Genomic DNA, 15562 nt, shown 5'->3' on the forward strand with positions numbered 1-15562 from the left:
CGGATCCCGCCGGCTGGCCTGGTCGGCCACACCGGCAAGTGTCCGCTGCGGCAGAGCCGCACCTATCCGGTCCGGTGCGTTCCTGTTGGGCGGAGCGGTTCCTGCTGACGCTCCCCGCCACGGCGGGCGCCCGCCCCGTGCCGCTTCCCGCGCCGTCCAGCCATCGCATTTCGGTAAAGCGTTCGATATGGGCATGTAAATGTCTTGTCCTGAGCATGACTTAATCGATGGGATCAAGACAGCCGCTTTGTGCGGCTCAGGCCCACTCAGGGAGAATTTATGCGCATAGCCCGCCCCCGTGGACGTGCCGCGGCCACGACGGCCGCAACCGCCGCCCTCACCGTCGTCGCCCTGGCGACCACCCCGCTCGCCGATACCGGTACCGCCGCCGTGCCGCACACCAAGGCCGTCCCGGCCATCGCTGGGCATCAGTTGGTGCACGGCGTGGGCAGCCCGCTGTCCATCGCGGAGTGTCGGGCCAAGTTCAAGCTCGCCTGCTACAACCCCCTCCAGTACCGCACGGCGTATAACCTCAACGCGCTGTACAGGAAGGGAATCACGGGCAAGGGCCGCACGATCGTCATCGTGGACTCCTTCGGCTCGCCGACCGTCCAACACGATCTGGACGTCTACAGCAAGCAGTTCGGCCTCCCCAGCACCAAGGTGAACGTGGTCAAGTGGGGCAACGTCCCCGCGTTCGACCCCAAGAACCCCGACATGACCGGCTGGGCCGGCGAGACCACCCTCGATGTCGAGATGGCTCACGCCGTGGCGCCCGACGCGAAGATCGTCCTGGTGGAGACGGCGGTCTCCGAGACAGAGGGCACCACCGGTCTGCCGGAGATGATGGACGCCGAGAAAGCCGTGATCGACGGTGGTGTCGGCGATGTGATCAGCCAGAGCTTCGGCGCCACCGAGAACACGTTCCCCGGCTTCGACAAGGGCGACTTCTCCAGCATCAAGAACCTGCGGTACGCCTTCAAGGAGGCCGCCAAGAAGCACGTCACTGTCCTCGCCTCCTCGGGTGACGGTGGTGCCACCGACAACACCGCCGACGGGAAAGGCTTCTACAAGGAGCGCGTCAACTCCTGGCCGTCCTCCGACCCGCTGGTCACCTCAGTCGGTGGCACCCAGCTGCACTTGAACGACAAGGGTCAGCGCATCAAGCCGGACAGCGTCTACAACGACCACGGCGCGGGCGGCGGCGGCCAGTCGCACGTCTTCACCCGCCCGGCCTTCCAGAAGGTGGCGAAAAGCACCGTCGGCGACCGCCGCGGCACCCCGGACATCTCGATGACCGCGGCCGTCGACGGCGGCGCCTGGATCTACTCCAGCTACGACCCGACCGCCACCGGCTGGGGCATCACCGGCGGCACCAGCGAGTCGGCTCCGCTCTTCTCCGGCATCGTCGCCCTCGCCGACCAGGCCGCCGGCCGCCGCCTCGGCAACATCAACGACGTGCTGTACACGCTCTACAAGCGCTCCGCCCACGACAAGAGCACCGGCATCGTCGACGTCAACGACGGTACGAACAACAGCTATGAAGGCGTCACCGGCTACACCGCCGTCAATGGCTACGACATGGCCACCGGCGTCGGCACCGTGGACGCCGCCCGCTTCGTCCCGGCCCTCGCTCGGGCAAGCCACCGCGGCTGACGCGCACACCGCCTCTCGCGGTCCGGGCCTCGCTGGGCCCGGACCGCACCGCACGGACACTGTTCCGTCCGTCCTTCCCTCATGCACCGGGTCTTGCTGCTCAGCGCCCGGACTTCCGGCACCACGGCATCCGGCTTCGGGGCGTGCTGCTCTCCACCGGGAGCAGTGCAGCGACCCGCTCGCCGATCCAGTGGCCGAGTTCTTGGTAGGCGTCGAAGCGCCGGCTGTCGAACCATTGGTCGCTGGTGCCGTCGTGGGGGAATTCCTGGTCGGCTTGGGCGTATGCGAGGAGTTCGTAGGGCATGTCGGCAGTCAGCGTGGCCCGGGCGACGATCAGCCGTCCCCGCGTCCCGAGCGTTCGGCCGCGCTCGTCTACCAGCGCTCGCGGGTAGACGATCTCGCCCTCGACCACCGCCTCGGCCGATAGCCGGAGGTTGAGCGCTGCCAGTGGGTTCGGCGGTGCCAGGCCCGGCAGGGTCGGCGGGCTCGGGGTCGGCGGGTTCTGCTGCGGTGTGAGGGGAGGCGCGCTGCCGGGGACGAGCTTCTCCCAGCCCTTGCGCTCAATCCTGATCTCGACGCCGAGCTCCTCCTGGGCCAGGGCGATGGCCTCGCCCAAAGCGGCGGCGAAGGCCCCGGAGCCCCCGCTGGCGTCCACGCACACGGCGGTGGTGACGCCGTGCCGGAGCAGTTCGACCAGGCCGAGGTTCTCGTAGTGCCCGCCGTCCGTGACCAGCAGCATCCGGTCGTCCATCGGATAGCGGCCGGACACCTCCCGCAGCAGGTACGGCAGGCGGCGGATGCCGGGCATCGGAGGCAGCCCCCAGTCGGCGTGCTCGCCCCACAGGGCGCCCAGCACACCGGGGTTGGGGAGCCAGGTGCCGAGCCGGGCATTGGAGAGCGCGAACAGCGTCTGGAACGCGCGCGCCTGGCGTCCCATGGCCGAGGCGAAGGCGGCGCCGGAGACGGCAACGGCGGACTCGACGGTGAGGTCCTTACGGATGACCGGTCTGGTGCGGTTCCACAAGACGTCCGTACGGGCGTACCCGACGTCCGGACCGCCGACGTAGTCGTACGACAGCGTGAACGACACCGCGTGCCGCCCCGGCGGTGTCCGGTCGTCGCCGGACAGGTTGGCCGCCGCGGCGAAGATGACCTGGGGGAAGCCGGGATGCCGCCTGTCGTACCAGGGAAGCGGTGTCGACTCGTCGAACTCGTAGGGGACCGCGATCTGTTCACCGTCCGGGTCGGTCCTGCGGCGGACGGCGAACGCGGTGGCCAGCCGGGCGCGGTAGAAGGGGTGAAGGCTCATCCACGTCTGGTCGAGGCCCAGCACGACCAGTCCGAGGACGACGGGAAGGCCGATCTGAACGGCCGCAGGCCATCTGCGCCCGTTGACGATCGTCCCGCCCAGGACGAGCAGGGAAGCCACTGCCACCACCGCGAGCACCACCCACACCAGCAGGTACTTGGTGAGGTTGGGCACAGCGCGCACCAGTCGTGAACGCTTGGCGGACTCGACCGCTTGCTCGGCGGACTCGATGCGTCGCCATGTGGTGCTGAGCAGTGCGGTCACGTAGGTGAGCAGCGCGGCGCCTCCGGCGCTCACCCCGGTTTCCGGGGCAGGCAGCTTCCATATGTTCTTCGTCCCCCACGCCAGAGCGGGAATGACGACCACCGCGACGGCCAGTAGCAGGCCCGCCGCCACGAACGTGAGGTAGACCGTCTGCAGACCGCCCGACAGGCGCTGCCTGGCGAGGAACAGGGACACCAGCCAGAGGAACCACAACGCGGCGGCGCAGCCGAGCAGGACCAGGACGGCCCAGGGCGCGGGTCCCCAGAAGGCCGGAGGCCGGGTCGGGTCCGCCAGCGGAACGAGGTGGTAGCCCCAGCTCAGGGCGAGTCCCAGGACCAGCAGAGTGGCGGTGAGCAGCCCCAGGGAGGCCAGCAGGCCCCGCAGAACCGCGCCGATGGCGGCAAGCCACTGGCCGGTGCCTTCCGCGATGTACTTCGAGTGCCGGCGGGTGTGGTCCTCCTCCGGTGTGCCGCGCATGAAGACGTTGTCGGGACGGGGCCTGTACCGGTCCTTCCCGCAGCACGGGCCCTTCCCGGCCAGCGCCAGCTGGAGGGCACCCGTCGTGTAGCCGCCTCCGGAGACCGACACCAGGTAGCGCGCCGTGCACAGCTGGGTGCGGAGGGCCTGCAGCGCGCCCAGGGTGACGCAGGCCGAGCGGATGCCGCCGCCCGAGACGCAGAAGCCGCTCCCGCCCTGTTCCCGGCCGGGCGGCACCCGGCTGCCGTTCTCCCATCGTGCCGCCCTGGAGCGGGGAGGGTCACTGCGCGGGGTCTTCGGCCAGCGGCTCCGGCCCCACTCCATCACGGGCCAGGGCGGGATGACGTCGGGCCCCTGGGGACCGGAGCCGGTCCTGCCACTTCTGCGCTTGCTTTCGCATCGGCATGTCTTGTGGCTTCCGCATTCCCTGTCGTCCCCGCATTCCTTGTCGTACCTGCGCTGGGCGCACCCGTAGAACACGGCCCGTTTGAGGACGATCGTGACCACGAGCGCCGCGACGGGCACGGTGAGGACGAGCAGCAGCCACTTGACCGTCGCGAAGCCGGCTGCCCACGCGAACGGCCAATCCGCACCGCCCAGCCCGTGGAGGAGCAGCAGTTTCTCCGTCACGGCACACACGCATGCGACGAGGACGCCGGCGATCCCGTACCGGAGAAGGCAGCGGTGTCTCATGCGCACCGCGATGGTGCGGCTGCTCAGCCAGAACACGAGCACCGTGCTGATGGTGTACGCCCCGACGAGGAAGAAGTCGGCCGTCAGCGCCTTGCGGAAGTCGGCGGCCCGGTCTGTGACGATGCTGTGTGCTTTACCTGCGCTGCCCGCCAGTTGTAGCCCCACGTCGTTGACGCCGGAGGCGTTGAGGCGTATCCAGAGCCCTGCCGCGAAGACGGCGAGGACCGCGACTGCCAGCATGCAGCCGAACTCGCGTGACAGGCGCGGGGGATCGTGCGTCTCCCGGCGCGGGTGGCACGGTGCGCGTCCCATCACCCACCTCTGCTCTCACCGCGAGTCCCTGCCGCGGTCCACGGCGCGAACGCGTTGTCCACCGACCGCAGGGACGCGCGCAGCTCCGGGAAGTGCCGCAGCAGCACGCTGGTCATGGTGTTGTTCTCGATCCAGTCCAGACCGGTCTGTGTGTACACCTGCGGCGTGTAGTCATGGGTGAGGAACCGGTCGCTGTTGAGGCGGCGGGACGCCATCAGGACGAAGATGCGGAAGGCGGTGTCGCTGAAGGCGAAGCCCTGTGGGCGGGGTTCGGCGAACATGCCCACCGAGAGGTCGACGCGCTCGATGTCCCCGCCGTAGACCCGGCGCAGCTCCTCGGCCCAGACGGGGTTGTCCGTGAGGGCGTCGAAGTCCTCGGCCGGCAGGAGGTGGAGCTGGCGCCGGAACTCGTTGTAGCGAGGCACGCCCACCTCCCGCGAGCGCAGGATGTCGACGGCCCCGAGGTCCATGAGCTTGCCGTCGGGACGCTGGAACTCCTGCAGGAACCGCGGGTAGTTGTGCAGGGTCACCAGGCCCGGGTGCGAGGTGCCGAAGGAATAGAGCAGGTCGGTCAGGGTGTGCTTGCCGAGGATGTCGTACGCGTTCCGCCCCGCCAGTTCCCGGAAGGTGGCCTCCTGCAACAGCGAGTCGTCGGCGGCCGAACGGAAGCTCCAGTCGTCGGGGATGAGGGGATGCATACGGTAGACGGCGACGAACTCCTCGGTGAGCGAGTACGGGACGCCGAAGTGGTCGGTGCGCCCGCCCACGATGCCGCTGAGCACCTCACTCCGGCTGAGGCGGCCGAGCAGCTTGTGCAGGCGCTCGCCCAGCAGGCCGTACCAGTTGGCGTGCATGGCGGTGACGGTTGTCGGATGGCTGATGACGGCGGGGGTCCACTCCACGGTGTGGATCTTGGCGATGAGGGCCGCGGTGATCAGCCGTGCCCGCTGGAACAGCTCCTCGTCGGACCACACCGGGTAGGCGTCGTGCAACGCGTCGCAGATGGCGTTGTGTTCGAGCAGGAAGACCATGTGCATCATGGCGAGGCCCAGCCAGAAGCCGGGAACGCCCGCCGGGTCCTTGTCCGGGTCGTCCGGGAACAGCGGGCCGTTGGGGATCCGGAGCCTGCCGCCCTGGCCGGTGCGCAGCGACCGCTGCTCGTCGAGGTTGTTTCCGTACAGCTGGGATGCGTCCCACCAGGGCGAGTTGTTGTTGAGGAAGGTTGGCGGCAGGCCGTCGACCCCGTCCGGGCGGGTGGGGTCGGGGATGGTGCGCGGCACGAGCATCGGCGGTGTGGGCCACGGGTCGCCGTCGGCCAGATCGATACGCCAGGGGCGGTCCATGGTGCCCTGCCCGTGGCTGACCCAGTCCTTGATCATGAACTGCAGCCAGGCGGCGACCAGGGCGTTGACGGAATCCGCGGGGACGAACGCCTGCCGGGTCAGCAGGGCCCGGCTCACCTCGCGGGGGCTCGGAGAGAGGAGGTCCGGCTCGGGGTCGGGGAAGGCCCGGTCCGGCGGCACGTTGCGGCCGAAGCGCGAACGGGCCATGCCCATACGGGGGTTGGCCAGGTCGTTGTACGTCCCGTCGGCCGTGCGCCCGGTGACGTCGTGCGCGTCCGGCGGGCCGACCTCCGGCAGGTTGTACGACGGGTAGGAGCCGGTGTCGAAGAGGTTCTTGCGGCGCAGGTTGTCCCGCAGACCGACGAGGGTCAGCAGGCCGAGGGGCTTGGGCAGGTTCTGCCAGCCGATCTTCTGGTCGACGGCGACCGCCAGCCGGTCGTGCAGCTGCACGAACCACGGGGCCCTGCCGTGTGGTGCTGTGCTCATGAGGGGGTCCCTTCCGGCGGCCGGCACGGCCGCCCCCGGGCCACTAGCGTCAGTGCGACGTTGACCGTCGAGATCGCCGTGGCCACGGTCGCCATGCGGCACGGGAGAAGGCCGTTGCGGCCGGCGCAGGCGGCCGCAAGGGCGTCGCTCGCGTGAAGGAGAGTGCCGGTCCGCAACATCCGGTCGAACTCGTCCGTATCGGGGGGACAGAGCAGTTGGGCGCCGATGACCACGGTACGTACACCGAACATGCGCAGCACGTAGACCAGCGCGGGCTGTTCGGGGTCCGCACCGAGCCGGCGGGCCATTACTCGTGGGGTCAGCAGCGCCGCTGCGCCGTTCACCAGTCGGATTCCGGCCAGGGAATAGCGCGCGGCTGTCCGCGCGTCCATCTCGGTTCCCCTTCCCGGCGGACATCCTGGGGATGTTGCGCCCTTGATTTCGACGATATGGGAAGTGCTCCCGACGCGCGCGCCGGGCGTAACACCCCTCTCCGGGCTCCTCGTGCGGCGTGCCGTTCATGTCCTGTCCGAGCCGCGAGAGCTGCAGGTAGATCGTGCGGCGGGCACGGTTCTGGTTGCCCAGCGGCCGGTGCTCGGGCAGGGCGTGCCAGGGGTTGAAGGACAGCCGGTCGGTGCGGGCGAACTGGTCGGTCAGGTCGCATTCCGGCCGCAGCACGCACAGGGTGGCCACTGTCACGAACGGTGAGAGGCGTTCGTGCCGGACCACGGACGCGTTCTCGACTGGCATCCGATGGGCGTCGGCCTCCACCTGGACGAGGAAGTCGAAGCAGACGTCGCGCTCGTGCAGCGCGGCGGCCAGGGCCTGGTGCAGGTAGTCGGCGAGCGGGCCCACGGCACCCGGCTGCGGGTCCCTCACGGGGCACGAAGGAGTACTGCACGGCCTGGCCCGCGCCGAGGCGGTAGGGCGTGCAGCTCCAGTACCGGGCCTCCCGCGGGCTCGACTGGGTCTATGCATAAAGGCCCTGCCTGATCATGTCGCAGAGGCGCGGGTGACGAGGGGCAAGGAAGTACAGGACCGGGGTACCCGCGAAGACGGGGGTGGGGACACCGCGACGTTCGTGCAGCCTGAGCAGTACGACCCAGGTCGGCAGGGCGATCACGAGACGCGGCAGCAGCACCATGGCGGCCGGCGGAACCCCGACCAGGTGGGCGGCCTGGCGGATCCGCCACCCGAGCGTGGACGACGAGGGCCCGGCTCGGGCCCAGGCAAGGTCCTCGCGACCGCCGACGTATTCCTGGACGGCGGCCCGGATCTGCACAGGGCTCTTGCCGGCCAGAGCCGGTCCGTTCCAGTCGAGGAACTCCTCGATCGCCTCGCGCAGCAGGGCCTCCTGCTCGATCTGCTGCAGTCCCCTTCCAACGGTGTTGACGTAAAAGGCGGCGCATGGCGTGCAATGGGAACGCAGCCAGTCGATCCGTGCCGCCTCCGGGGAGCCGCCTATCGGATATCAGCCGCAGTGCCCGAACACCCTGTCCAGGCCGTCGCTCGCCTTGCGCACGAGATCGGTGAAGTGCGCTTGCACGGGCCCGTCCACTCGCCCATGTACACGACGCTGGGCGTCATGTCCGCTGTGGCGCCGCCGAGCCCATCGGAAACGAGGACGACGCGTGCGAAGTGAACACTCGGTACTTCGGCACAGGGGAACAGCTCCCCGGCCGTGCCCTTCCCACCGGCCCCGTGTAGCAGTTCCCGCACCTCGGCGACCCGATCCGGCGGCAGGGCGGCCCGGACGGTGACCGCCTTCTGATACGGCATCTTCCGCGCCTCCGCCTCTACTTCAGGACTTCAGGTGCGGGCAATCCGGAACGCCGAGCTGAAATCCAGGACCTTGCGCCGTCCCCAGTAGACGTTGCCGAGATAGCCCCCCTGCCCGACGCGGCGGATCTCGTCCCGAATCCAGTGGGCCACGAGCGAGGTGTGCGAGTAGTCGAGGACGATGCACCCGCCGCCGTCGCACCAGCTCGAATTCCGGTAGGCCCGCGCCCGCACCGCCCAAATCCCAAACGGCGTGACCAGATTTCGCAGTTCACGGCAGCCGGGGCCGAAGACCTTGCCCTGCCACGCGAGACGGCGCACCAGCACGGCCGCCACGGCGTTCACCTTCGAGCTGGGGACGCCGAAGACCGCCTGATCGCCTGCACCACCCCGGACGGAACCAACTGGCGCTACACCTACGACCCCCTCGGCCGCCGAACCGCCAAACTACGTCTGACCCAAGACGGGCAAAACGTCGCCGAACAGGTGGACTTCATCTGGGACGGCACCACCTTGTGCGAGCAGACCACCCTCGTCCACGGCCACTCCACTCAAGCCACCCTCACCTGGGACCACCAAGGCCTGGCGCCTCTGACGCAGCGCGAACGCCGCACCGCAGCTCAGGATCCGCAACACGAGATCGATGAGCGCTTCTTCGCGATCGTGACCGACCTCGTAGGCACCCCCACCGAACTCCTGGACGAACAAGGCGCCATCGCCGCCCGCACCCGCACCACCCTGTGGGGCACCACCACCTGGAACGCCAGCGCCACTGCCCACACCCCGCTCCGGTTCCCCGGCCAATACTTCGACCCCGAAACCGAACTCCACTACAACTACTTCCGCACCTACGATCCCGAAACCGCCCGCTTCCTCACCCCCGACCCCCTCGGGCTGTCCCCAGCACCCAACCCGTCCACCTACGTCCACAATCCCCACACCTGGACCGACCCCCTCGGACTCGCGCCATACAAATGGGATCCTGCGAAGGTCGACGAGCATTACGACAAACATGCGTATGGAGAGGGCGCGAGGGACGGAAAGCCTGACATGCCGGAGTGCCAAGATCAGCACGATAATGATGACGGGTTCGGTCGCTATGTAGCGGACTCTGAGGCACTGTTCCGCGACCCGAAGCCTCCTGAGGGGGTTCGCGAAGCCACCCGTTCTCATGATCAAGCGGTGCTCCGTATGGATCCGGAGGGCAGATTGGCCATCGCACACAACGGGAGGATCACCAGTTACTTCCGGCCTGGCAGTACCATTGCGGAGGCGCGCAAGTATATGGACAACGAGAGTCAGCGCTAATGTAAACTTCATCTGTCCAGGATTTTATGTTCTCGGAGGGTGCATCCCCATGGATCTGCTGGAAAGGCTCGCTCGCTGGCGCAGCTTTGCGGACGACTGCCTGGACGGCTATCCATGGGAGGTCGAGGAGTTTCTCATGGACGTTAATTCGCGGAGCACCCTTCAAGAATTGCTGGCCGCCTCTCGTGAGGGTACTTCTGTCGACCATCGACTGATCGCAGCGGAACTCGAGGCGGTCGACGCGTCGCTGAGGCCGATTTTCAATATCGAGGCGTTTCCCAAGATGTCACCGTCGGAGTGGTGGCTCCGGTACGTACCGTCTTATGCGGCGCGCGACTTCTGCCGTGATTTCAAGAGTGCCTACGGGGTTTCTATCGCGGCCCGGTCGAAGTTCGATCTGGATGTCGATGCGATGACGCAACTCTCGGCCAACGGTGCGGCGCCTGCTGATATCTGCCTGAAGGTGGCAGAGGAACGGTGGTATGTGGCCGAAAGGCCCGCTCTGCTTTTCCGCGCTTGCCAGCGCTCACTCTCGATAGACCGGAGCGCTCGACGTGCACTCTGGTCCTGGGCGACCGGAAAGGTTTCTGAGTCCGGCCTGCGGGCTGCGCTGGGGAAGTAGGAACCGCTGTGCAGGCTGAGCAGTGGCCCGCGTCCGGCCATGCTGCCGCCGCACCCCGCCCCCTGCCCAGACAGCTTCCTTGTGCGGCACGCGATAAATGCGCATCGGCCGTGAGGGGCTATGCCAGCCGCAGCTCTCCCCGCATCACCGGCATGTGCGTATGGTTCAAGTCCCCCCTCGGACACACACCCAAAATGCCTGGTCAGTGCGCTGACCAGGCATTTTGCATGAGGATTCGATCGGACGGTCGAGCGGGGGTGTGTGGACTCCCGGTGGAGTAGCGCGCTGACCTGCGGTTTCTCTCGAGCCCGCCGCATGGGGGTTCGTGTCGGTGTACGTAGGCGTGGTTGGTGTGGTGCGCGGTCTTCGGAGCGGATTCATCTGTGGGGCGAGCAGCGACAGGTTGCTGTGCGTTGAGTTGTTCGTGGGCATCGAGCGCGAAGTTCAAGAGTGCCCTCGCGGCCACGGGGGTGAGTTCGGATGGTTCCTCTGGCGCCACCACAGTCACCTCTGGATGCCGTTGTCCTGTGCCTGCCACGGAATCCACCTAACCTCCCGACCAATTCTGGAAGTTACGCCTGGACTACCAGACCACGATGCCGCGCGACGGCGCGGGCCGCAGGGGGCAGGCCGCCGCATGTGGGATCGACGGGCTGGTTCGAGGACACCTCCACGCAGGCACCCTGCCCCGACAACGGGTCAGAGAGGGGGCCCACACCGCCCCACCAGCAACAACAGCCCTGCTGGCCCTGAGCTTTACGCTCAGTCCGTTCCTGGCCTGACCGCGCCACCACCCTGACGCGCTGGTGGCGGGCCCGGACGGACAAAGACCCGCCCGCCGAACTCCAAGCCCTACTCGACGCAGTCACCACCGGACACGGCCTTGATCTCTACTGCCGGAAGGAATCCTCAGGTGGCCGGCAGGGCGCCTTCGCGCAGGTGATCGGCCTGGGGTCCGGTGGTGGCGTTCCGGCCGTTCTTGAGCAATTGTCAGAATGCGTCCGGGGTGGGTGCTCCCAGAAGCTTGCAGGAGAGCCCCTATCACGACCGCATTCGTGGATGGAATTCCCTCGCTGAGCATCGTGCTCCTGCACCATGAGCGTGACACGGCGCCGGGCCCATCGACCGGGTGGTTGTGGAAAACGATGATTGTCCAGGCGTTCCGTTCACCCAACCCCTAGTACTGCAACGGTATTTGCCGTGACTGAGGACGGGCCTGTCGTTGGCATGGTTATGGGTGGGGTCCTTGCTGATGCCAGGTTGTGGGTGGGCGAACTGGACGCCGTTCATGAGCGGTTCGTGCATCGCTTCAGCAGGTCGGAGCCGCGGGAGTCGGCTCTGGCGTAGATGCACGGGTTGATCGCTCCGCTGCAGCGCAAGAACGGCTGGACCTTGGCGGAGGAGGCCGGCCATGCGGGCCCAGACCGCATTCAGCGGATGTTGAACCGGATCGAGTGGGACGCCGATGAGGATCTCGATGACGTGCGTCACCCCTCGGCGACGCCTGTCAGGCCGTCTCCCTCCTCGCCGGCCAAGGCGCCTCCCTGGCCCTGGCCGGCGCCTACCTCCTTGGTGCCGAGCTCGACCGGGCCGCGACCGTCGAGGACGCGCTGGACCGCTACGAACAGTCCTGGCGGCCGTTGGTCACCGACCGCCAGCGCACCGCGCGCAACGCCGCGCGCTGGTTCGTCCCCGACTCCGCCTGGCAACTCCACCTCCGCCGCGCCGTACTCAAGGCAACGCGCCTCCCCGCGGTCAACCGGTACGTGGGAAGACCCTCGCCGGAAAGACCGCCAAACTGCCGGTGTAGGCGCCTGTACCCACCCACCGATATCGCGAACGGTGCGAGGCCGCCGTGCGGGCGCTCGACACGGGAAGGCCGCTGTACCTCCGAGACGGCACCCCCGCCGGGTAACCGTCCGCACCACTGTGGCCCGCTGTCGTTCGACGGCGGCTAACCGAGGCATTGCGCACGCCGCACCGACGTGCGCCTCAGGGAGCAGGTGAATTGGCGGACCCGCTTCTGCTGCTTTCCGCCGTTGTGAGTGGCGAACCGGACGAAGCGCTGGGCAGTTGTGTGCGCCTGCGGCGCGCAGGGGTAGTGCGGGGCGGTTGTGTCCTGTTGAGAATGGGAGGTCCGGCGATGGCCGAGGTGGACGTCCTCGTGGTGGGCGCGGGTGTGCTGGGGAGGTCGATCGCCTTTGCGTTGGCGTCGGCTGAGCCGGGGATTCGGGTGGTGCTGTCCGGGCGGCAGGCTGCAGGGGCGTCCGAGGCGGCGGGGGCGATGTTGGGGGTGCTCGGCGAGGTCACTGCGGCGTCGTTGGAGAAGGAGCACAGCCGGCTGCGCCTGGAGATGGCCATCGAGGCGGCCGGACGGTGGGACGGCTGGCTGGACCGCATCGGGCGCTATGGCGCCAAGAGCCGGGAGACAGGGCATGGGAGAGGGACCTTCATGCTCCTTAATGCGGTGTCCGGCCCGACGGATGAACGGGCCTTCGCCGCAATAGCCGAAGCGGGCCGCCGATACCAGCTGCCCGTCCAAGAGATCGATCCCGCTGAGGTGCCCGCCTGTCGACCGGTGAGCAACGACCGGCCGCTGCGCGCCCTTTATCTGCCCGACGAGGCATTCCTGGACGCGCGGCGCTGGCTTATGGCCCTGGACACGGCCCTCGCCGCGCTGCCGAACGTGACCCTCGCACCGCCGGGCGACCTGGCGGCTGCTCCTGCCGACACCTACACCCTGACATGCTCCGACAAAACGGTCTTCCGCGCGCCCAATGCGGTGATCGCTGCCGGCGTCTGGTCGACCGACCTCGTCCACCGCATCGACCCGGACCTGCCCGTCCTGCCCGTCGCCGCTATCGAGGGCACCGCGGTGACGGTGTCCGCACCTGCTGCGCTGCCGGCTGTTCTACGCACGCCCAACCGCGCCTACGCCTGCGGCCTGCACGCGGTGCCGCAGGCAGACGGCACCTGGTACATCGGTGCCTCCGCAGTTCCCACACCCACCCCGACAGCACACCCCCCTGCCGGCGCGCTCCGCTTCCTCCTGGACAACGCGCTCAGCCAACTCGATCACGGTTTGGCAGGAGCCCGTATCCACGCCATTCATCATGGCAACCGGCCGGTCGGCCTTGACGGCCACCCGCTGGTCGGCTCAACCTCCCGTCGCGGCCTGTGGGTTGCGACCGGTACTCACCGTGACGGCCTGCACGCCTCACCCTTGATCGCCGAGGAGCTCACCGCCGCGCTCCTGCACAACAAGACCAGCACCTGGCTGGAGCCCTGGTCACCTGAACGGCAACCCATCGCAGACTGGCGGCGCGATGAGGCAGTGGAAGAGGCAGCCGCGCACCACGCGGCGCTGGCCGCCGAGGCACGGATGCGCCCGCCGCTGACCGGTGCCTGGCCACAGACCCTCCAAGGCGCCTACCGGCACCAGATGGCCCACCTCTATGAACAACTCCCGCGGGGATTCACCCTGCCGCCTGACCTCGCCCCCCTCGGCTACGCGTACGGTCCCCACCTCGCCACACTCCTCGCGGCCCACCGCGAACGCCGGCAGCGCAGCACTACCCGATGACGATGACGCCTCCGGATGTTCGTGTGGGCGAAGCAGGCCCGGCTGATCCGCGTGGCCAAGGGCCGGGTGCACGCGGTGGCCAAGGCGCGCCCGCTGCTCGCGGATCTGCTCGCGCCGTGGGGGCGGGCCTTCGAGGCGCCGTTCGCCCTGCGCGGCCCGCTGCTGGCCGGCCCGGACGGTTACGACGACACCTCGATGCTGTTCGACGCCTACGAGGACGTACTGCCCGACCTCCTCAACACGCTCTACAGCCTCCCGTACCCGATGCCCTGGCCGCGCCTTCGCGAGTCGGTCCACCTCGCCTACCGGACGTACTCCGCCTTCGGCGCGCCAACGCAGCGCGAGCAGCGGGCGTGGCCGCTGGACGCCGACCACGAACCTGCGCCACGTCCAGGACGTCCTGGAACGCCTCGACGCGATCACCCACGCACGCGACATGGCCGACCCCGCCTTGCTGGACCTCCCGGCTTTCGACGCGCCCCCCGGAGCGCCGGCTGAGCATCCTGCACAGCGAGATCGTCTGCCGCGCGTGACCGGACGCTTACCGCTGCTCGGCGCGGCTCTTGGGCATGCCGGTGTCCGTGGGCGCCGTGGATGCGGAAGGGCTGGCCGGAGGGGGCGAGCGGCACGGTCCAGTGCTTCCCGCCGGGCTGGTGGGGCGGCCCGGGGCCCCCTCTCCAGCGGCCGTTCGGACCAGTTCAGCCGGACCCGAGGAGCGACCGCAAATGGGACGCATACTGACGCCCGGTGTCGAACGGGCCATAACGCGCCGGATTGGCTTCGCCGATGAAGCGACTCAGTGGTGCCACGACGGTGGCGTATCCCGGCCTGTGCTTGTACTGAATCGACAGCCTGTCCGCGGTTACCGCTCTTACGCGATGCTTGCCGGCCACGTACAACCCTTTCGTCCACCTCTGCAGGTAGTCGCCGATAAAGACGAAGAGCGCGTCATGGGTCGGCGGGACGCAAATCCACTCGCCGTGAGATCCCTTGACTTCCAGCCCCGGCTCGTTCTGGGTGAGCATGGTGAAAAGGGAAAGATCGACGTGCGGCGACATCGCATAATCAACGGTGTTGGCGATCTGCTCCCCGTGCGCGACACCATAGAAGTTGAAACCAAGTCTGTGCATCGGGGACGTCATGAACGGATCAAAGCCCGTCGCTCCCAGGCCCAGGTCATCGGTGCACGCTGAGAGCAGCGTGTCGCCCAGGCGCACCAAGCTTCTGAAGAGGCTTGCCCCGTTGGTGAATGGAGCATGATAGAAGTCGGCGGACGCCGGCATATCGAGGGCGCCTTCGATGTTCCCGATCCGGTATTGCTCGCAAGCCTCGGATCCGGTGTGCGCCGTGCTCTTCTCTCGCCCCAGGCCGCGGTAGCCGAGGAACTGGGACTGCGCACTGGCGTTGAATTTGCGCTTCTCGTCTACCGGCAGACGGTAGAACCGCCGTGTCTCTTCATATGCGGCAGACAACAGGTCAGCCGCGACCCCGTGATGACGCAGGAAGAAGTACCCGCCGCGTCGGCAGGCGGCGCCTATCTCAGCGGCCACCCTCGCTTTGTCCTCGACGGTCCAGCGCACGTCGGGCGACGGCAAGCACACGTCAGGTATTGCGGAACGCTTTCCCTCTGCCACAGGAGTCTCCTCTCATCTCGGTCGTTGCCCGGACGACAGTGAGGCATCGGACAGCGGCACTGGTAGAGCGCGTCTCAGTCAGTGGTACCGGCAAGT

The 15562-nt window shown here is 68.2% G+C and carries 11 protein-coding genes and 2 pseudogenes; 6 read left to right on the forward strand and 7 right to left on the reverse strand.

The window, feature by feature from the left end; genetic code table 11:
• Positions 1–279: 279 nt before the first annotated feature.
• Positions 280–1656: a S53 family peptidase gene (locus ACO0M4_RS08030; RefSeq protein WP_430369052.1), complete on the forward strand. Its 1377-nt coding sequence runs from the start codon at positions 280–282 to the stop codon at positions 1654–1656.
• Positions 1657–1756: 100 nt separating this feature from the next.
• Here ACO0M4_RS08030 and ACO0M4_RS08035 read toward each other — a convergent pair whose 3' ends face one another.
• The 5 genes from ACO0M4_RS08035 to ACO0M4_RS08055 form a co-directional block, all read right to left on the reverse strand.
• On the reverse strand, positions 1757–4711 hold the full coding sequence (locus tag ACO0M4_RS08035; protein WP_430369053.1) for a hypothetical protein: 2955 nt from the start codon (positions 4709–4711) through the stop codon (positions 1757–1759).
• The gene (locus ACO0M4_RS08040) at positions 4711–6540 is read right to left on the reverse strand and encodes a peroxidase family protein (RefSeq protein WP_430369054.1); all 1830 of its coding nucleotides are present in this window, start codon (positions 6538–6540) and stop codon (positions 4711–4713) included. Before ACO0M4_RS08040 ends, ACO0M4_RS08035 begins: the two co-directional genes overlap by 1 nt.
• Positions 6537–6932 (reverse strand): hypothetical protein, encoded by a 396-nt coding sequence (locus tag ACO0M4_RS08045; RefSeq protein ID WP_430369055.1) that lies wholly within the window; start codon positions 6930–6932, stop codon positions 6537–6539. The genes ACO0M4_RS08040 and ACO0M4_RS08045 overlap by 4 nt, the downstream gene beginning before the upstream one ends.
• A 578-nt stretch (positions 6933–7510) precedes the next feature.
• On the reverse strand, positions 7511–7822 hold the full coding sequence (locus ACO0M4_RS08050; RefSeq protein ID WP_430369056.1) for a hypothetical protein: 312 nt from the start codon (positions 7820–7822) through the stop codon (positions 7511–7513).
• Between the two features lie 527 nt (positions 7823–8349).
• A complete protein-coding gene (locus ACO0M4_RS08055) occupies positions 8350–8655 on the reverse strand; it encodes a hypothetical protein (RefSeq protein ID WP_430371426.1) in 306 nt (101 codons plus the stop codon).
• 21 nt (positions 8656–8676) lie between these two features.
• Between ACO0M4_RS08055 and ACO0M4_RS08060 the strand changes: the two are divergent.
• From ACO0M4_RS08060 to ACO0M4_RS08070, 3 genes and pseudogenes are all read left to right on the forward strand, one after another.
• Positions 8677–9627: pseudogene (locus tag ACO0M4_RS08060) on the forward strand (RHS repeat-associated core domain-containing protein); the annotation flags it as partial.
• 49 nt (positions 9628–9676) lie between these two features.
• Positions 9677–10249, forward strand: a complete 573-nt coding sequence (locus ACO0M4_RS08065) for a hypothetical protein (protein WP_430369057.1) — start codon at positions 9677–9679, stop codon at positions 10247–10249.
• A gap of 1233 nt (positions 10250–11482) precedes the next feature.
• Positions 11483–11737 (forward strand): annotated as a pseudogene (locus ACO0M4_RS08070) (IS701 family transposase); the annotation flags it as partial.
• Here ACO0M4_RS08070 and ACO0M4_RS08075 read toward each other — a convergent pair.
• Positions 11737–11958 carry a hypothetical protein gene (locus tag ACO0M4_RS08075; protein WP_430371428.1) on the reverse strand — a complete coding sequence of 74 codons (222 nt, stop codon included), beginning with the start codon at positions 11956–11958 and terminating at the stop codon, positions 11737–11739. The pseudogene ACO0M4_RS08070 and the gene ACO0M4_RS08075 sit on opposite strands and share 1 nt — an antisense overlap.
• Before the next feature lie 434 nt (positions 11959–12392).
• Between ACO0M4_RS08075 and ACO0M4_RS08080 the strand changes: the two genes are divergently transcribed.
• The gene (locus tag ACO0M4_RS08080) at positions 12393–13832 is read left to right on the forward strand and encodes an NAD(P)/FAD-dependent oxidoreductase (protein ID WP_430369058.1); all 1440 of its coding nucleotides are present in this window, start codon (positions 12393–12395) and stop codon (positions 13830–13832) included.
• A gap of 15 nt (positions 13833–13847) precedes the next feature.
• Positions 13848–14330: a hypothetical protein gene (locus ACO0M4_RS08085; protein ID WP_430369059.1), complete on the forward strand. Its 483-nt coding sequence runs from the start codon at positions 13848–13850 to the stop codon at positions 14328–14330.
• Positions 14331–14530: 200 nt separating this feature from the next.
• Here ACO0M4_RS08085 and ACO0M4_RS08090 read toward each other — a convergent pair whose 3' ends face one another.
• A complete protein-coding gene (locus ACO0M4_RS08090; protein WP_430369060.1) occupies positions 14531–15466 on the reverse strand; it encodes a 2-oxoglutarate and iron-dependent oxygenase domain-containing protein in 936 nt (311 codons plus the stop codon).
• Positions 15467–15562: the final 96 nt, after the last annotated feature.

Origin of the sequence: Streptomyces sp. RGM 3693 (assembly GCF_050471125.1) — a bacterium.
Taxonomy (GTDB): Bacteria; Actinomycetota; Actinomycetes; order Streptomycetales; family Streptomycetaceae; genus Streptomyces.